Below are 17524 nucleotides of genomic sequence, written 5' to 3'. Positions count from 1 at the left end.
TCGCCGATCGACCACTCCTCGTCGACATGACCCTCGATCAAGCGTTCGTCGACGCCTTCGTAACGTCCGGCGACCAGGATCCAGCCGGGCCCGCGCGACAGCTCGACCATCGCCGCCTGGTCCAATACCCTGCCCTGCGGCGAGAGGTACGCGACCCTGCTCTCGGGTGCCTGTGCGCGTGCTGCGGCGATGGCATTGCGCAACGGCTCGACCTTCATCAACATCCCGGGGCCGCCGCCGTAGGGTCGATCGTCGACGGTGCGATGCCGATCGTGCGTGAACTCACGCGGATTCCAGAGGTGCAGCTCGGCCACACCGCGGATCAGGGCTCGCCCCGTCACGCCTTGATCGAGCAGAACCCCGAACAGCTCCGGGAAAAGGGTGACGACATCAAAGCGCATCAGGGATAGCGGCGCCGATCGCATCGGAGCATCTCAAACATGACGCACCGCCGACGATGTCGAAGCCGACGCGCTAGAACGACGGATCCCAATCCACCAACATCCGGCGCTGCTCGAAATCGACATCCTTGACAACGTCACCCCAAACAAAGGGCAATAGACGCTCGCGATCACCCTTGACGACGATGACATCGTTTGCACCGGTCGCGAAGAGATGATCGATCGAGCCGAGCGCGACACCCTCGATCGTCTCGACCGAGAGTCCTTCCAGATCGACCCAGTAAAACTCATCCTGCGAGGTCGGCGGCAACTGATCACGAACGACGGCGATATCCTGCCCGACGAGCGCGGCTGCTCGGTCGCGGTCGTCACAGCCGCGAAGGCTGACGACGATGCCCTTGCCGTGGCGCTTGCCTTCGCTCACTGACCAGGCTGTCGCGTCTGCGCCGAGCAACCAGGGCGAGTAGCTCAGGATGCCCTCCGGAGGATCCGTTTCCGACATCACCTTCAACCAGCCGCGCACCCCGTACACGCCGGCGATGTGTCCGACGACGATGCGCGTCGAATCCGCGTGTCCGGCCACGATCGGGGCGGTTCGAGTCAGCTTCGCGTGGTGCGATCGTTCGGACTAGGCAGCGACTGCGGTTGCCGACTCTTCGCGAGCGGCTTGCTTCAGAAGCTGCTTGACGCGGTCGGTCGGCTGGGCGCCGCGCTCGACCCAATACTGCGCACGCTGACGATCGACGCGCAGCTCGACCTCGCCGCCCTTGGCGAGCGGGTTGAAGAAACCAAGGCGCTCGATATAGCGTCCATCACGCTTGGCGCGGATGTCGGCCACAACGATCTGATAAAAAGGGTTCTTCTTGGAGCCACCCCGAGACAAACGAATCGTAACCATGTGCTGTCCTGGACCCAGACGATTGGACGTTGCGGGAATGGCCCCGCAGGTAAACGCGCAAATATACAGAATCTGGCGGAAAATGGAAGTGGTATGAGGTTGCTCGCCTACTGATCCGTTTGCCGGGCGCTTGCCGAGGTCAGGGTTCGACGCAGATCGGCCTCCAGGCGTTCGAGCTCCTGGCTGGCGATGGCGCGGGCGCGCTTACCCTCGTCGGCGATCGCCAGGCTCTCCTCGATCGTCTCGATGAGTGTTTGATTAGCGTGCTTGACCACCTCGATGTCGAAGACACCGCGCTCGATCTGACGGCGCGCCTCGGCGTTCGCCGATTTGAGGTTGTCCGCATTGGCGCGCAGCAGATCATTGGTGAGATCGGTGGCCGCCTTGATGGTGTCCGCCGCCTCGCCCGAACGGTAGATGGTCACTGCCTGGGCCAGTTGTTGGCGCCACAGAGGCACCGTATTGACCAGGGTCGAGTTGATCTTGTTGATCAGACCCTTGTCGTTTTCCTGGACCATGCGGATGCTGGGCAGACCCTGCATGGTCACCTGACGCGTGAGCTTCAGGTCATAGACGCGCCGCTCCAGCTCGTCGCGGGCGCCGCGCAGATCCTTCAGGCGCTGCACCTCGACCATGTCGGTGCTGGCCGCGACCTGTGCGGCCAACGCGGGGATGGTCGACTCGTCCAACTCGACGAGCTTCGCCTCGCCGGCCGCGATGTACTGCTCCAGGGTCCGAAAATAGTCCAGGTTGGCCGCGTAGAGCCGGTCGAGCGCGGTCACGTCGGTCAGGAGCTTGGTCTTGTGCCGCTCCAGTTGCCCGGAGATCGTCTCGATCTGATCGCGGACCGCCTCGTATTCCTGCAGGAACTTGACGACCGGCCGACCTTTGCCGGTCAGACGCGCCAATAAACCGGGCTTGCGGTTCGGATTGAGATCATCGACACGAAACCCCTTGAGCGTCGTAACCATTTCGCTCAGCGCGGCACCTGCGGGGCCCACATCCTTGGCGCGCACGCCTTCGAGCATTTGGTCGGAGACCTCGGTGAGGCGCTCTTGGGCCTTGGAACCGAAGAAGAGGATTGAGTGGGTATCGTTCAGATCCAGCTCCTGCAGCAGTCGCCCGAGCTGCGCCTCGCCAATCTGCGGCACCTGTACATCCTCGCCGACCATGAGCGGTCGCTCCGCAGCACGCGGCGAATCGGCCAGGGCGATCTCTGCGACGGGATCGGCCGTCGGCACAGGCCGGGCGCTCGTCGCTTGCCCCTGTGTTTGAGGATCCATCGCAGCCGCGTCGCCTGGCTCTCGCTCGCTCACTCAATCTCTCCCAATCGATTTGGACATTAAACCGCGCCCGGCGCGGTATGCGATGTTTTTGGATGTGATCGGCCCCGGCAGACTTGACGACCCCTGGAGCCTGCGCGGTTTAAAAATCAAATAAATATATAGACTTAAACCGCGTCCCTGCTAAAGGCCGTGGATGCACCAAACGTCGAGCTCACTATAACTGCCCCATCCTAAACCGCGCCCACCGAGGCCGTTATTCACCGCGACGGAAGACCGACGCAGAGACGTCGCATGTCACCAAAGGCGCGGTTTCGTCACTGAATCCCTTCGCGCTCGAGCTGCTTCTTCAGCACCTCGATCTGGATATCGAGGTCCATCACGTCGGTCTTCAGCAGCCTCTGGTGTTGCTCGTCGAACACCTGCTCGACCGTCACCAGGACATTGCGAAAATTCTGCTCCAACTCGCGCGAATCCGCCAGGCGATGGGTCCGCGCATAACCGTCGGCGACCTGCTGGACACCGTCGAGATAGACGCTCAAAAACTTGCGCGCCCGAAACAGATCGGTGGGGCGATCGGCGATCTGATTCAGGATCGACCGGCCCTGCGAGCCGATCCGTTGCAGGCGGATCTTCAGCTCCGGGTTGGCGATCGTCGTCGCCGCACGGTCCAGGTCGATCAGCTTGCGCTCCGCCTCTTCCAAGGCCGCCGCGACCTTGCGCGCCCGCTCGTCGTCGGTCGCGAACGGACGTGCCCGAGCGAGCGGCTCGAGCCCGTAGACCAAATGAAAGCCGATCATCGCGACCGTCGCATAGACGAGGCTGAGCGCTGGCCCCTGACCGACCGACAACCAGGCGGCCAATCCGGTCGCAACGCCTGTCAGTAAACCGCCGATGGTCTTCAGCGGGATACGCTGGAGCCGCGTAAACCGCAGGATCTGTTGGGCGTGCTCCGCGCGCAGCCCGCGACGGGTCAGATCGGCTGCCGCCATGAAAAGCGCAAAGATCCCGCCGTCGAACAGGACGACATCCAACCGACCCGCCCCGAGCCCGATCAAGGCACCGATCAGGAGCGGGATCGGCAGCAGGAACAGGAGCGTGCCCTTCGCGCGAGGTTTACCCCGAGCGGGCATGTTCGTATCGGGATCAGGGTGACGATCCGGCCTGACCCCGAGAATCAGCTCGGTCAGACTCAGGGTCCGACGTTGCTCGGGAGGTGTGCTCGCGGGGCCGGCCATCAGAGGACGAACATCGCCTGACAGGAGACCAGACCCACGCTGAAGGTGAGCAAGACGCCGCCGAGCAGACGGATACCTAAAGGGGGTCGCGTTGGCGATGGAGGGACGATCGTCCGTAACTCGGGCATACGAGGATTCCGCTGCGGGATGTACTCTAGGGCGTAAGCCCGACCTGCTCAGAGCAGCTTCACCAGCGCCGTCAGTGCGCCGACCTGAGCGAACATGAGAGGGATGAGCCACATCAGCAAGGTGTTGCGGCTGCGCTCGATCGCGGTCATGACCTCGCCGCGGATCTGTTGGATCTCCTTCTGGAGTCGCAACTCGGTTTCGCGTAGCTCGCCGCGTAACTGCTCGATGTCGGTCTTGACCTCGCCGCGGAGCTGCTCGATCTCCGTCTTGACCTCGCGGCGAAGCTGCTCGATCCGCACCACAGTTTATCGCAGAATATCCCAGATTCGATGTCCCGGTCCCGACCGGCCTCGGACGATCGGCAGCCGGAGGTCGAACGCCCGTCATCCGGTATTGCGCATCCCGGCCGCGATCGCATTGATCGAGCGCAGCAGCGGGTCCAGCCACTCTTCGCGCTTGGCCTCGTCCTGCTCGGCACGGTAGCGTTCCAGCAGAGCGACCTGGATATGATTCAAGGGATCCAGATAGATGTTGCGACGCGCCAGGGAGTGCTGAAGATCCGGGGTCTCCTCCATAAGACCGCGCAAACCGGCGACGTTCATGACCTGTGTGAGGGTGCGTCCGTATTCGGCCTCGATGACGCCGTAGATCGCCTGCGCCCGCTCCTGGTTCTCGGCCAAGCGGGCGTAGGCCCGTGCGATATGCATCTCGGCCTTGAAGAGCGACATCTGCGTGTTGGACAACAGCGCGCGGAAATAGGGCCACTCCTGATACATTTTCTGGAGCTTCACGAGGCGATCCAGCTCGTTGCCGCGATAGCGCTCGATCGCGTAGCCGATGCCGAACCAGGCCGGCAAGGTCTGACGCGACTGGGCCCACCCAAAGACCCAAGGGATGGCACGGATGGATTTCAACGAACGATCCGCCTTTTTGCGATGCGACGGGCGCGATCCGATATTCAGCAGGGCGATCCCGTCGAGCGGCGTACACTCGTAGAAATAGTCGAGGAAGCCCTCGGTGTCTTGCGTCAGTTGCCGATATGCCTCCTCGCCGTAGCGGGCGAGCTCGTCCATGATCCCGAGATAATCCTTGCGGTCCTCGGGCGGCGGCTCGATCAGGCAGCGGCTGGCCTTGATGAGCCCGCTGATGCCCAGGGTCAGCTCGTAGCGCGCGGTCTCCGGATTCGCATAACGATACGACAGCACCTCGCCCTGCTCGGTGAGCTTGATCTGTCCGTGCACCGTATCGGTCGGCTGCGCGAGGATGGCCTCGTGGGTCGGCCCGCCGCCGCGCCCGACCGTACCGCCGCGCCCGTGGAAGAGGCGACAGGAGACGCCCTGATCGTCGGCGAGCTGGATCACGCGGCGCTGCGCCTCGTAGAGACGCCAGCTCGAGGCCAGGATGCCGCCGTCTTTACAGGAATCCGAATACCCGAGCATCACCTCCTGCTGATTGCCCGAGGCCTTCAGCAGCGCACCGTAGGTCGGATCCCGGAACAACCGCCCCATCACCTCGCCGATGCGATTCAGGTCATCGATGGTCTCGAACAGTGGCGAGATCTGGATCTTGCAGAACCAGCCCTGGCGATCCTTGCCGGCGAGTCCGGCAAGCCGCGCCAACAGCATGACTTCCATGACATGACTGGCGTAATGGGTCATGGAGATGACGTACTGACCAAACAGGTTCTCGCTGATCTCCGCGCGCATGCGCGCCATCACCTCGAAGACCTCCAGTGTCTCTCGGGTCTCCGGGGTCAAGGTCGCCTTGTCGATCACGAAGGGGTGCGGATGGGCAATGGCCTCCGCCAAGGCCATCAGGCGCTGCTCTTCGTCGAAGGCCTGATAGTAGGGAGCACCGGCCTGGCGCGCGAACAGCTCGGTCACGGCCTCGGTGTGGCGGATCGATTCCTGGCGGATATCGAGATGAACCAGGTGAAAGCCGAAGGTCTCGGCGAGCCGGATGAGATCCTGCAAGGGGCCGGCGGCCGCGTTGGCATCGCCGTGGTGGTGCAGCGAGTCGCGAATCAGATAGAGGTCGGCGAGAAAGTCGCGCTCGCCGGCATACCCGGCCGGTTGTGTCGGATCGTGCCGTCCCGACATGCGCGCGCGTATCCGCTCCAGATTCGCGTCGAGACGATGATCCATCATCGCCAGTTTGCGCCGATAGGGCTCATGCACGTAGCGGCGCAGGCTTTGGCCCATGGTGTCGACCCAATAGTCCTCGTCGGAATCGAGGCTGTCCATGAAGGCCGGCGACGGCTGGCAGATGGAGCTGGCATGACTGAGCATACGGTGCAGCTTGCGGATGCGCTCGAGATACAGCTCCAGGACCAGCTCGCCGTGCATGCGAACGGCAAGCTCGGTGGTCTCGGGTTTTACAAAGGGATTGCCGTCGCGGTCCCCGCCGATCCAGGAGCCGAAACGGATGAAGCTCGGGACCTTGATCCCGCATTGCGCCCCGTAGACTCGGCGCACCGCCTTCTCAAGGAAGCGATAGATCTGCGGCACGGCCTCGAACAGCGACTCGCGGAAGAAATAGAGCCCTTGGCGCACCTCGTCGGTGACCTGCGGCTTGTGGATCCGGACCTCGTCGGTCTTCCACAGGATCTGGATCTGGGTCAGGATCTCCTGGAGTCGGTCCTCGAGCTCCTCGTCGTTGAGCTTGCTGCGGTGCAGATCCTGGCCGACCAGAAAGATCCGCCGGAAGGTCTCCAAGGTCGTGCGTCGCTTCGCCTCGGTGGGATGGGCGGTGAAGACCGGCAGATAGATCAGGTGCTCGAGCAGACTCTGGAAGTTTTCCGGGCTCACACCGTCGTCCTTGAGCCCTCGCGCCATGTCGTCGAAGGAGCCGACCCAGAGCCGTTGCCCCGCCGAGATCAGATCCATGCGGGCGAGATAGGCGTTGAGCTCCTCGGCGGTATTGACTAGGCCGAAATAGATGTTGAAGGCACGGATGACCTCCGAAAGGGTCTGGGCGTCCAGCCCCTCGATCCGCTTCATCAGCTTCTCGCGCAGCTCGGGGTCGTCGCCTTCGCGCAGCTGCATGAAGCCGTCGCGCAGACGCTCGACGATCACCAGCACGCGCTTGCGGCTGTGCTCGCGCAGCACCTCCCCGAGCAGGGCAGTGAAGAGCTGAACATCGCGCTCCAGGACTTGATCTTGCGGAACATCATTCATCGGGCGTTACTCTGTGCGGACAGCCGCCATAGGGGCCATCGCGAATAGGGTGCGAATCGAGACCCGGATACTACCCTGCCGAAGGCCGACCGACAAAAACCATGCGCATATCACGGATATCCCGTCGAACCAAATGGATGGCGCTCTTGCCCTTGATGTACCCGACCACTTCGGAGACGGCGTACTTGGGCGGAATCGCAATCAGCATGTGCACTTGTCGCTACGGGCTATTCGGCCGACACCTTCGCGAGACGAAACGTGACGGGCGTAGAATAAGAGCCACGGATTCAGGAGAGTATTGCACAGACGGATCAGCAAGCCGCGGACGCGGCATCGCAGAGTTCGATCTGGTTCTGCTCGCCGCGCTCCATGCGGGGAACCTAGCCGTATCGCGAGGAGGGCTTTCGGGAGGGCGAGCCCTACCGATCCTTCGGATTGGAAACCGACGACGGTCGGGGCAATATCGTCGGTATGGCAACCGACAGCGACACAGGCGAATCCTATCGCTTCACCGGCACCGACCGGGTCGACGGGGATTGCAGCGGCAGAGTCATGTACACCGGCGGTTTCTATTACGATCGTTATGTCAGTCCGAACGGTTCTTCCGTCGAATTCATCTCGACCGACTTGGGCGCTGTTCTGTCAGGACCCTCACGACGCATTTCGACGCGGGCTATCGTAAGGTAGCCGTTCGGGCAGTCGAACAAGGCTTCGGCTCGGTCGAACTGCGTGGTTCATCAAAATCCGACGCCGACGCCAACAACGCGGCGGCGCTCCTTGGCCGGCAACATCATCTCGCCGAGCCGTTGTCGACACGCAGACAGTGCACGCTGAAGAGACCCTGCTGATCCGTCCAGACCTGCTCGGCGACGAAGCCGGCGTCACCGGCGAGTCGATGGAAGGAGTCGATCCCGTACTTATACGAATTCTCGGTATGAATGGTCTCGCCGGCACGAAAATCGAAGGTGCTTCCCGCGACCTCCACGCGCTGTTCGACCCGGCTCACCAGGTGCATCTCCACGCGACTCAAGTCGGTATCGAAGAAGGCCCGATGCGTGAAGGCATCCAGATCGAAGTTGCCATCCAGCTCGCGATTGATGCGTGACAGAAGGTTGAGATTGAATGCCGCGGTCACGCCTTGGGCGTCGTCGTAGGCCGCATTGAGGATCGCCGGATCCTTTGGCAAGTCGACCCCGATCAGAAGCCGTCCGCCGGTGCCGAGCAGCTCGGCAACCCGACCGAGCAAGAGGCGCGCATCGTCGGGGTCAAAGTTCCCGATGCTCGAACCCGGAAAGAAGGCGGCCAGGTCGGTCCAGTCCGGCTCCATGGGGAGTCTGAAGGGCGCCGAGTAATCCGCGCAGGCGGCGCGGATCGACAGACCCGGGAAACGCTCGGCGAGGGCATGCGCAGACTCCAACAGGTGCTCTTTGGAGATATCCACGGGCATGTAGACGCTGGGCTGCAGCGCGGCGAGCAGGGTTCGGATCTTGAGACTGCTGCCGCTCCCGAGCTCGATCAGGACATTGTCCCGGCCGAGCAGGTCGGCCATCTCCGAGCCGTACTCGCGCAGGATCCCGATCTCGGTCCGCGTCGGGTAATACTCGGGCAACTCGGTGATGGCATCGAAGAGCTGCGAGCCGCGCTGGTCGTAGAAGAGTTTGGGCGACAGACGCTTGGCCGGACGCCCCAGCCCTTCCAAGACCTCGGCGCGCACGTCCGCCGGAGTCGGACGGTAATCGAAGAACCGGATCGTTCCCGGGGTCTGCAGCGGGCGGCGTGCGCTTGCCGTTTCTCGGTCCGTCGTCTCCGGCGTAAACAGCTCCGTCTCGGAGCGTTGCAAGGCGCTGAATTGGGTCATGGTGTCGTCTCCGCGAGTCGAAATCCCTTGAACTGCCAGCGCTCTTGGGGATAGAAGAAGTTGCGATAGGTCGCACGTATGTGGTCCTGCGAGCTGGCACAGGAGCCGCCCCGAAGCACCATTTGATTGCACATGAATTTGCCGTTGTACTCGCCCAGTGCACCCGGCACCGCACGATAACCCGGATAGGGCAGATACGCGGACGCCGTCCACTCCCAGACATCGCCGAAAAGCTGTTTGAGCCCGCCCATCTGCCCCGCTGTGCCGCGTGGGGCAGGACACGGATGGAGATACCCTGCGCCGACGAAATTGCCCGTGATGTCGACACCCTCCGCGGCATGCTCCCACTCCGCCTCGGTCGGGAGCCGCTTGCCGGCCCAGGTCGCGAAGGCGTCGGCCTCATAGTAGCTGACGTGGCAGACCGGCTCGGCTGGATTCAGCGGGCGCATCCCCCCGAGCGTCATGATCTGCCAGTCCCCGTCGACCTCCTCCCAATAGAGCGGTGACTGCCAGCCCTCCTTGCGGACGGTCGCCCAACCATCGGACAACCAAAGGGCCGGATCGCGGTAGCCGCCGTCGTCGATGAATTGTCGAAATTCGCCGTTGGTCACGGGCCGATCGGCAAGGGCAAAGGGTGCGAGAAAGACCCGATGGCGGGGCCCTTCGTTGTCGTAGGTAAACCCCTGCGGGTCCGCGCCGATCTCGAGCAGCCCGCCCTCGAAACCGACCCAGCGCAGCGGATCCGGATCATTCGGCGGGGCGTACGGCAAGTCGTCGCGGTAGGCGGGCCGCAAGGGGTTGTAGGCAAAATTGCCCTTGATGTCGGTGACCAAGAGCTCTTGATGCTGCTGCTCGTGATGCAGCCCGATGCTCAGACGTTGGGCGACGGTCGGCCAATCGACCGAGGGACAGTCCTCGATCAGCCGGAGCATCGCCTCGTCGACATGATGCCGATAGTCGTAGACCTCCGCGACCGTCGGCCTGGACAGGAGACCTCGCTCGGGCCGAGGCCAGAAGCCGGTTCCGGTCTGCTCGTAGTAGCTATTGAAGAGGTACTCGAAACGCGGGTGGAAGACCCGGTAGCCGGGCAGGAAGGGACGCAGCAGGAAGGTCTCGTAGAACCAGGAGACATGCGCCAGATGCCACTTCGGCGGGCTCGTCTCGATCCGTGTCTGAAGCATATAGTCTTCGATCGCGAGCGGCTTGCACAGCTGCTCGGTCAAGGCGCGGACACGCCTGAAGACGCCCGACAGATCCGCTCGCACGGCATCGTCCTGGTGGACCCTTGCGGGATGAAGGGGCATGTGAGTCTCGCTCTCGGTTGTTGACGGATCAGGTTCCATGGACACGTGCAGCCGAAGCGGCGACTCGTTGGAGCTCGGTGACACCCGAATCCCACGCCGCCTCACCGCCGAGCTCGGGAGATCGTGGAAGTGCCGCGCACGGTCGTGCGACGGATCCCTATTATCGCATTGATCGCCGGCCCGCTCGCAATGGTGCGTCCAGGTCGCCGAATTTCCAGCGTGGCGACGAAAGAATGGCGAATGCCTGGGCTTAATCCGCAACGAGCGCTAGGGATGTGCTGCGGACACCCCATCTAACCCGAAAGATATCGCAAACGTTCAACCGCATCGCCGGGACCTCTCGCGGGTTCGGGCGCTGGAGCAGCCGATGACCCGCACCCCGTTCTTCCCGAAATTCTCCGACCTGCCCGCCGAGCTCCCGATTTTCCCCCTGCCCGGCGCAATCGTGATGCCGGGAGTCCAGTTACCGCTCAACATCTTCGAGCCGCGCTACATCAATATGGTCGCCGACGCGTTGGGATCGAATCACTTGATCGGCATGATTCAGCCCACCAGCGAGACGATGACCGATGAGGTCCCGGAGATTCACCGCATCGGCTGCGCCGGTCGTATTACCTCCTACAGCGAGACGACCGACGGCAGAATCGTCCTGGTACTCACCGGCGTGTGCCGCTTTCAGGTGATCAGCGAGATCGCCGGAGAGCACGGTTACCGGCGAGTCCGCGCGGACTGGGAGCGCTTCGCGGCAGACTTCCAGGAGAGCGACTCGCCGATCGCGGATCGCAAGGGATTCTTGACCTCTCTGAAGGCCTACTGCGCGCTGCGCGGCGTCGAGGTCCCCTGGGAGGACGTCGAGCAGATGGCCGACAAGGACCTGACCAACCTTCTGTGTGCCCATCTCCCGCTGAGCCCGGAGGACAAACAGGCATTGATCGAGACCCTTCCGACGGGCGACCGGGCCGCGCTGATGCGGGGGCTTCTGGATATGTCCGCGGCGGCGAGCATGGATACCGCCGAGCACCGTCACTGAACCGCATCGGCACGAACAGACGGCGTCGGTGATCGGATCGGCGCCGCTGCGGACAAGGTCGGTTTCCGAGTCGAGCGGGGTTGAAAAACTGTCCGTAGATCTCAGTTCCGTATGCTGAGAGTCGTCAACGAGCGAAGGGTTAATCCAATGGCAGTAACACTGACAGAAGCCGCCGCCAGTCATGTGGCCGGTATGCTCAGCAAGCGTGGACATGGCCTGGGTTTGCGCGTCGGCACCCGCAAGAGCGGCTGCACGGGATTTGCGTACGACGTCGATTACGCGGACGCCGTGGACCCGACCGATCGAATCTTCGAAAGCCACGGCGTCAAGGTCGTCGTCGACGAAGACAGTCTCGGCCGCATCGACGGCATGGAGATCGATTTCGTGCGCTCCAGCCTTCTCAACCAAGGCTTCGAGTTCCGCAACCCCAAGGTCAAGGATACCTGCGGCTGCGGGGAGTCCTTCAGCGTCTGAATCGCGTCCGGGACGACACGGGATATCTTGGCGTTGTCTTGGATCGACGATCTTCACACTGCCGCGGGGTCGACGCAATACAGGGTTTTCGAAGATCGCGAGGTCAAGGCACCGTCGCGGCGCGCGGCCGAGGCGATACCGATGCTCGACATCGAGCAGCCTGTCTCGATCGGAGCCCCGTGATGAACCCTTCAGTCTCAACTTGGAACGATCCGCATCCATGCTCAACGACGAAATGACCGAGATCCTCGAGAACTTCGAGCTTCTCGGCGATTGGGACGAGCGCTATCAGTACCTGGTCGAGATCGGCGAGCGTTTGGCGCCGATGCCGCCCGAGGATAAGACCGACCGCAACCGTGTCATCGAGTGCATGAGCCTGGTTCATACGGCTGCGCACCCGATGCCGGACCAACCCGGACATCTGACCTACAGGGGTGATTGCGACACCGCGATCATCAAAGGCGTCGTCGCCCTGCTGGTCGGACTCTTCTCCGGGAAACGTCCCGAGGAGATCGAGGCACTGGATGTCGAGGAACTGTTCGAGGCGCTTCGGCTCCAAGAGCACCTAAGCCCCAATCGACATGTCGGTGTTTACGCAATCGTCAACAAGATGAAGGGCCAGGCAAAGTCCGCAATCGGTTGAGATTCCGGCGCCCTCGGCTCGAGCACCGAGCAGATACCCCACGCTTCAGGGTTCGTCGTCTCTCCGTGGCCCCCGTTGCATGACCGTCACGCCGGATCCCGGGCGAGTCGTCGCACGGCGCGCCGGCATGGTGCATGGAGCCGCCGAGCGTACGTCCGCCCGACAACATGGATTCGATGCATGTCCTCACTACGACCCCTGACCCGTTGGTTGATGTCTGTCCCCCTCGTCGTCGCCGTGACCCTGACGGCGCCGAATTCCGCCTCGGCTGTCGCCGTCTTGGTCGCGGAGGTCGGATCCATGCCCTGGGCCGAACGGGTCGAAGCCCTCGGGACGCTGAAGGCGAACGAATCGGTCAACATCACCGCAAACGTCACCGAGACCATCTCGGCAATCCATTTCGACGACGGCCAACGGGTCGAAGAAGGCGACATCCTGGTGGAGCTCACCAGCGTCGAACAGCACGCGCTGCTCGACGAGGCACAGGTGCGGGTCGGCGAGGCGGATCGGCAATACGAGCGGGTGAAGGCATTGGTCGCACAAGGTGCTGCATCCGAATCGCTTCTCGACGAGCGCAAGCGTGACCTCGACACAGCCCGCGCCGTCTTGGTAGCCATCGAGTCGCGCCTGTCCGACCGTCTTATCAAGGCGCCGTTCGACGGCGTGCTGGGTCTGCGCAACGTCAGCCGCGGGACCCTGGTCGAACCCGGCGATACGATTACGACGCTCGACGACGACAGCTTCATGAAGCTGGATTTTACGGTCCCGAGCGTCTTCATGAACGCGCTTGCGCCGGGGCTGAGAATCGAGGCACGCGCCGCGGCCTATGGGGATCGTACTTTCGAGGGCGTGGTGCGGGGTGTCGACAGTCGGGTCGACCCAGTCACCCGCTCCATTCAGGTCCGCGCACTCATCCCCAACCCGGAGCGCACGCTCAAACCCGGCCTGCTGATGCGGGTCGAGCTGTTGGTGGACCCGCGCGACGCACTGGTCGTGCCCGAGGCCGCGATTCTGCACCAAGGCCAGGAGCACTTCGTTCAGCTCGTCGTCGAGGGCGAAGCGGGTCTGACCTCGGAGCGGCGTCAAGTCCGAATCGGCGCGCGCAAGCCGGGGCTGGTCGAGGTGCGCGAAGGGCTCGCGGAAGGCGATCGCGTCATCGAAGACGGCCATCTGAAGGCTCGGCCGGGACAGCCTGTCGAGATCGTGATCAGGGATGACTCCTCGGTCGATGCGCGGGCCGCGAGGAACCCGACCCCATGATCCTATCCGACATCTCGGTCACCCGCCCTGTCCTCGCCACCGTCCTCTCGCTCCTGCTTGTCGCCTTCGGTCTGGTCGCCTTCGATCGGCTTGCGCTGCGCGAGTATCCAGACATCGACCCGCCGGTTGTCTCGATCGAGACCGTCTATCCGGGTGCCGCGGCCAACGTCGTCGAGACGCGGATCACCCAGCTGATCGAAGACCGAATCGCGGGTGTGGAGGGCATCCGCACGGTCGAGTCCGTCAGCGAGGACGGACGTTCGGCCATCACCATCGAGTTCAACATCAACCGCGACATCGACGGTGCAGCCAACGATATCCGCGATCGTGTCTCGGCCGTGCTCGATCAACTCCCGACCGAGGCCGATCCGCCCGAAATTCAAAAGGTCGACAGCAACGAAGACGTGATCATGTGGCTGAATCTGGTCAGCGATCGGATGAGCGTTCCGGAGCTGACCGACTACGCCAGACGCTATCTCGTCGATCGATTCTCGGTCATCGACGGCGTGGCCCGCATCCAGGTCGGCGGCAGTCAGGTGTATGCGATGCGCGTCTGGCTCGACCGCAACGAGCTGGCCGCGCGCGCTTTGACGGTGGCCGATGTCGAGGCAGCACTGCGTGCCGAGAACCTGGAGCTCCCCGCGGGCAGCATCGAATCGGTCGATCGCCAGTTCAGCGTGCGCATCAACCGCACCTTCAACGGCTCGGACGACTTCGCACGTCTCGTGCTGGCGCGCGGGACCGACGGTCACCTGGTACGCCTCGGCGACGTCGCGCGCGTCGAACGCGGCACCGAGGAGAATCGCACCTTCTTTCGCGGCAACGGCGTCCCCATGGTCGGCATCGGCGTGGTGAAGCAATCGACCGCAAACACGGTTGCGGTGGCGGACGCAGCCAAGGCTGAGGCCGCTCTCATCAACGCGAACCTGCCGGAAGGCATGGAGATCAAACAGAGCTTCGACTCATCGGTCTTCGTCAAGGACGCCATCAAGGAAGTCTACAAGACGCTCGCGATCGCCATCGGCCTGGTCATCTTGATCATCTTCCTGTTCCTGGGCAGCGTGCGCGCGATGCTGGTGCCGGCCGTTACCGTCCCGGTCTCGATCGTGGCGACCTTCACGGTCCTGCTCGGACTCGGTTTCTCCGTCAACATCCTGACCCTGCTGGCATTGGTCCTGGCGATCGGGCTGGTCGTGGACGACGCCATCGTGGTCCTCGAGAACATCCATCGCCGCATGGAACAATATGGTGAGACGCGGCTCGTTGCAGCCTATCGCGGGACCCGTCAGGTCGCCTTCGCCGTTGTCGCCACCACCATCGTCTTGATCTCGGTCTTCGTGCCCATCGCCTTTCTGCAGGGGGATGTCGGACGACTCTTCGCGGAGTTCGCACTCACCATGGCCGCGGCCGTGGCCTTCTCGTCTTTCGTCGCCCTGTCGCTGTCACCGATGCTCGCCTCCCAGATCCTGCCGCAATCGCATCGGCGCGCATCCCTCACCCACGGGGTCGATTGGGTCTTTCAGCGGGTACGGCGCGGCTACGGCACCCTGCTACGGTTCCTGCTGCGTCAGCCCTGGATCGTCGTGCTCGCCTTCATCGGCACACTCGGCGCTGCCGTCTGGCTGCTTGAGCAGATCCCGCGGGAATATGCGCCGAAAGAGGATCGCGGTGCCTTTTTTGTCCTGATCAACGGCCCCGAAGGCGCGTCTTTTGGATACATGAGCGGGTATATGGACGAAATCGAGAAGCGACTCATGCCCTATGCCGAGTCGGGGGAGGCGATCCGACTGCTGGTGCGTGCGCCTCGTACCTTCTCCAATACAGCGCTCTTCAATACCGGCATCGTCGTGATGGTCCTGAACGACTTCGACAAGCGTCGTTCGGGCTGGCTCATCATGGACGAGGTGCGCGCCAAACTTGCCGACCTGCCCGGCGTGACCGCCTTCCCGGTGATGCGTCAGGGATTCGGCGCGCGCATCCGGAAGCCGGTACAGTTCGTGATCGGAGGCGGGACGTACGAAGAGCTGGCGCAGTGGCGCGACCTGCTGCTCGAGGCGATCGAAGAGGATAACCCCGGCCTGAGCGGCATCGATTGGGACTACAAGGAGACCAAGCCGCAGCTCAAGGTCGAGATCGATTACGATCGCGCGGCCGATCTCGGGGTGACGGTCGGCAACATCGGGCGCACGCTCGAGACCATGCTCGGCTCGCGCAAGGTGACGACCTATCTGGACGCAGGGGAGGAATACGACGTCATCCTCGAAGGTGAGCGCGACGAGCAACGCACGCCGGGAAGCCTGGAAAACCTCTATGTGCGCTCGGACCGCAGCGGCGAGCTGATCCCGCTCTCCAACCTCGTCCGGGTGATCGAGTCGGCCGATTCGCAGAGCCTGAACCGCTACAATCGGCTGCGCGCCATCACCATCGAGGCAAACCTGGATTCAGGACTTGCCCTCGGCGACGCGCTGAGCTACCTGGAGGCGAAGGTCGCCGAGCACCTGCCCGAAAAGACCCAAATCGACTACAAGGGACAGAGCCGCGACTTCCGATCGAGCAATCAGGATATTCTCTTCGTCTTCGTTCTTGGCCTGCTGGTGGTGTTCCTGGTTCTGGCCGCCCAGTTCGAGAGCTGGATTCACCCGTTCGTCATCATGTTGACAGTCCCGCTGGCCATTGCAGGTGCATTGCTTGCCCTCTGGCTGACCGGACAAACGCTCAACATCTACAGTCAGATCGGGCTGATCATGCTGGTCGGGCTCGCCGCCAAGAACGGCATCCTGATCGTGGAGTTCGCCAACCAGCTGCGCGACCAGGGCAAGGAATTTCGCGAGGCGCTGCTCGAAGCGGCCGACGTGCGTCTGCGCCCCATCGTGATGACCGGCATCACGACGGCTGCCGGCTCGCTCCCGCTGCTGCTCTCGAGCGGTGCCGGCGCCGAGACCCGCACGGTCATCGGTACCGTCATCCTCGCAGGTGTCCTCGCAGCAACCGTCTTCACCTTGTTCGTGGTTCCGGTCGCCTACGACCTGCTCGCCCGTCACACCGGGTCGCCCGGCGACGTGAAGCGTCGACTGGAGCGCGAAATGGAGGCATCCTGAGGAACCGAGCGACTCGGCCGAGCGTGTCCGCCAGCACCAACGGGATACCGACCAGGGCCGGCAGGTTCGCGACGAGGTCGATCAGCCCATGATCTGGATCAACGCCCGGACCGGGCCAAAACTGCGCCTGTGCTCCGGACAGGGTCCGAGTCGGCGCAGCGCCTCGATGTGTGCGCGTGTTGGATAGCCCTTGTGCCCGGCAAAGCCGTAGCCGGGAAAAGCCAGATCCAGGTCGCACATGAGACGATCGCGCGCAACCTTGGCCAGGATCGATGCAGCGCCGATCGATGGGACCAAGCCGTCGCCGCCGACGATCGCCTCGGCCTCGCACCCCACATCCGGACAACGATGACCGTCGACGAGCACCCGTGTCGGCCGCACAGTCAAGGCCGCAACCGCGCGCTGCATCGCCAGCATGGATGCCTGGAGGATATTGATCCGGTCGATCTCCTCCGCACTGGCCCAAGCGATCGACCACGCCAGTGCCCGTTCGCGGATCTCGAGATCCAAGACGTCGCGCCGAGCCGGAGTCAGTTTTTTCGAATCGTCGAGGCCCGAGATCGGGCGAGCCGGATCCAAGATCACCGCCGCGGCGCTGACCGGCCCCGCAAGTGGTCCCCTCCCCGCCTCATCGACGCCGGCGACCCATAAAACCGCGTCCGGAGTGACCAATTCTGCCTGCCTCATATCCGCATCGTCGAGGCCATCAAATCACTTATCCCCGACACGGTT

At 63.2% G+C, this 17524-nt stretch carries 16 protein-coding genes and 2 pseudogenes; 6 read left to right on the top strand and 12 right to left on the bottom strand.

All coding sequences use genetic code 11. From position 1 onward, the window contains the following. The 9 genes and pseudogenes from B4N44_RS15830 to B4N44_RS15790 all read right to left on the bottom strand — a co-directional run. Positions 1-401: pseudogene (locus B4N44_RS15830) on the bottom strand (tRNA (guanosine(37)-N1)-methyltransferase TrmD); the annotation flags it as partial. A gap of 73 nt (positions 402-474) precedes the next feature. Beyond that, a complete protein-coding gene (rimM, locus tag B4N44_RS15825) occupies positions 475-984 on the bottom strand; it encodes a ribosome maturation factor RimM (protein ID WP_296702778.1) in 510 nt (169 codons plus the stop codon). A gap of 45 nt (positions 985-1029) precedes the next feature. Next, the gene (gene rpsP, locus B4N44_RS15820) at positions 1030-1299 is read right to left on the bottom strand and encodes a 30S ribosomal protein S16 (RefSeq protein WP_093029098.1); all 270 of its coding nucleotides are present in this window, start codon (positions 1297-1299) and stop codon (positions 1030-1032) included. 107 nt (positions 1300-1406) lie between these two features. Then, positions 1407-2540, bottom strand: a complete 1134-nt coding sequence (locus tag B4N44_RS15815) for a toxic anion resistance protein (RefSeq protein WP_296702773.1) — start codon at positions 2538-2540, stop codon at positions 1407-1409. A gap of 359 nt (positions 2541-2899) precedes the next feature. After that, on the bottom strand, positions 2900-3820 hold the full coding sequence (locus B4N44_RS15810; RefSeq protein WP_296702771.1) for a 5-bromo-4-chloroindolyl phosphate hydrolysis family protein: 921 nt from the start codon (positions 3818-3820) through the stop codon (positions 2900-2902). After that, positions 3820-3948: a hypothetical protein gene (locus B4N44_RS15805; RefSeq protein WP_296702769.1), complete on the bottom strand. Its 129-nt coding sequence runs from the start codon at positions 3946-3948 to the stop codon at positions 3820-3822. The genes B4N44_RS15810 and B4N44_RS15805 overlap by 1 nt, the downstream gene beginning before the upstream one ends. Before the next feature lie 48 nt (positions 3949-3996). Then, positions 3997-4248 carry a hypothetical protein gene (locus B4N44_RS15800; RefSeq protein ID WP_296702766.1) on the bottom strand — a complete coding sequence of 84 codons (252 nt, stop codon included), beginning with the start codon at positions 4246-4248 and terminating at the stop codon, positions 3997-3999. 84 nt (positions 4249-4332) lie between these two features. Beyond that, entirely contained in the window at positions 4333-7125 is a 2793-nt protein-coding gene (gene ppc, locus B4N44_RS15795; RefSeq protein ID WP_296702764.1) for a phosphoenolpyruvate carboxylase, read from the bottom strand. 121 nt (positions 7126-7246) lie between these two features. Then, positions 7247-7339 (bottom strand): annotated as a pseudogene (locus B4N44_RS15790) (transposase); the annotation flags it as partial. A 221-nt stretch (positions 7340-7560) separates the two neighbouring features. On the opposite strand from B4N44_RS15790, the gene B4N44_RS15785 reads away from it, so the two are divergent. Continuing rightward, entirely contained in the window at positions 7561-7812 is a 252-nt protein-coding gene (locus B4N44_RS15785) for a hypothetical protein (RefSeq protein ID WP_296702761.1), read from the top strand. Between the two features lie 103 nt (positions 7813-7915). Here B4N44_RS15785 and egtD read toward each other — a convergent pair whose 3' ends face one another. Beyond that, positions 7916-8983 carry an L-histidine N(alpha)-methyltransferase gene (gene egtD / locus B4N44_RS15780; protein ID WP_296702758.1) on the bottom strand — a complete coding sequence of 356 codons (1068 nt, stop codon included), beginning with the start codon at positions 8981-8983 and terminating at the stop codon, positions 7916-7918. Further along, entirely contained in the window at positions 8980-10287 is a 1308-nt protein-coding gene (gene egtB / locus B4N44_RS15775; RefSeq protein ID WP_296702755.1) for an ergothioneine biosynthesis protein EgtB, read from the bottom strand. Before egtB ends, egtD begins: the two co-directional genes overlap by 4 nt. Before the next feature lie 367 nt (positions 10288-10654). Between egtB and B4N44_RS15770 the strand changes: the two genes are divergently transcribed. From B4N44_RS15770 to B4N44_RS15750, 5 genes are all read left to right on the top strand, one after another. After that, the gene (locus tag B4N44_RS15770; protein WP_296702753.1) at positions 10655-11317 is read left to right on the top strand and encodes an LON peptidase substrate-binding domain-containing protein; all 663 of its coding nucleotides are present in this window, start codon (positions 10655-10657) and stop codon (positions 11315-11317) included. Between the two features lie 147 nt (positions 11318-11464). Next, positions 11465-11791, top strand: coding sequence for a HesB/IscA family protein (locus B4N44_RS15765; protein ID WP_296702751.1), 327 nt, complete (start codon positions 11465-11467; stop codon positions 11789-11791). 220 nt (positions 11792-12011) lie between these two features. Beyond that, positions 12012-12434, top strand: a complete 423-nt coding sequence (locus B4N44_RS15760; protein ID WP_296702747.1) for a SufE family protein — start codon at positions 12012-12014, stop codon at positions 12432-12434. A gap of 180 nt (positions 12435-12614) precedes the next feature. Beyond that, on the top strand, positions 12615-13694 hold the full coding sequence (locus B4N44_RS15755) for an efflux RND transporter periplasmic adaptor subunit (protein WP_296702745.1): 1080 nt from the start codon (positions 12615-12617) through the stop codon (positions 13692-13694). Beyond that, positions 13691-16792 carry an efflux RND transporter permease subunit gene (locus tag B4N44_RS15750; RefSeq protein ID WP_296702743.1) on the top strand — a complete coding sequence of 1034 codons (3102 nt, stop codon included), beginning with the start codon at positions 13691-13693 and terminating at the stop codon, positions 16790-16792. Before B4N44_RS15755 ends, B4N44_RS15750 begins: the two co-directional genes overlap by 4 nt. An 81-nt stretch (positions 16793-16873) precedes the next feature. Here B4N44_RS15750 and rnhB read toward each other — a convergent pair whose 3' ends face one another. Continuing rightward, complete coding sequence (gene rnhB / locus B4N44_RS15745) at positions 16874-17479, bottom strand: ribonuclease HII (RefSeq protein WP_296702741.1); 606 nt, start codon at positions 17477-17479, stop codon at positions 16874-16876. Positions 17480-17524 lie beyond the last annotated feature (45 nt).

It is taken from the genome of Thiocapsa sp. UBA6158, from assembly GCF_002423035.1.
In the GTDB taxonomy this organism is placed as follows: domain Bacteria; phylum Pseudomonadota; class Gammaproteobacteria; order Chromatiales; family Chromatiaceae; genus Thiocapsa.
The sequence above is the reverse complement of the archived record's forward strand: the minus strand, read 5'-3'. Positions and strand labels throughout refer to the sequence as shown.

Coding starts and splice junctions, on each gene's coding strand:
- rnhB (WP_296702741.1), bottom strand. CDS start 17,479: ATGAGGCAGGCAGAATTGGTCACTCCGGACGCGGTTTTATGGGTCGCC.
- B4N44_RS15760 (WP_296702747.1), top strand. CDS start 12,012: ATGCTCAACGACGAAATGACCGAGATCCTCGAGAACTTCGAGCTTCTC.
- B4N44_RS15750 (WP_296702743.1), top strand. CDS start 13,691: ATGATCCTATCCGACATCTCGGTCACCCGCCCTGTCCTCGCCACCGTC.
- B4N44_RS15765 (WP_296702751.1), top strand. CDS start 11,465: ATGGCAGTAACACTGACAGAAGCCGCCGCCAGTCATGTGGCCGGTATG.
- egtD (WP_296702758.1), bottom strand. CDS start 8,983: ATGACCCAATTCAGCGCCTTGCAACGCTCCGAGACGGAGCTGTTTACG.
- egtB (WP_296702755.1), bottom strand. CDS start 10,287: ATGCCCCTTCATCCCGCAAGGGTCCACCAGGACGATGCCGTGCGAGCG.
- ppc (WP_296702764.1), bottom strand. CDS start 7,125: ATGAATGATGTTCCGCAAGATCAAGTCCTGGAGCGCGATGTTCAGCTC.
- B4N44_RS15805 (WP_296702769.1), bottom strand. CDS start 3,948: ATGCCCGAGTTACGGACGATCGTCCCTCCATCGCCAACGCGACCCCCT.
- B4N44_RS15770 (WP_296702753.1), top strand. CDS start 10,655: ATGACCCGCACCCCGTTCTTCCCGAAATTCTCCGACCTGCCCGCCGAG.
- B4N44_RS15810 (WP_296702771.1), bottom strand. CDS start 3,820: ATGGCCGGCCCCGCGAGCACACCTCCCGAGCAACGTCGGACCCTGAGT.
- B4N44_RS15755 (WP_296702745.1), top strand. CDS start 12,615: ATGTCCTCACTACGACCCCTGACCCGTTGGTTGATGTCTGTCCCCCTC.
- rpsP (WP_093029098.1), bottom strand. CDS start 1,299: ATGGTTACGATTCGTTTGTCTCGGGGTGGCTCCAAGAAGAACCCTTTT.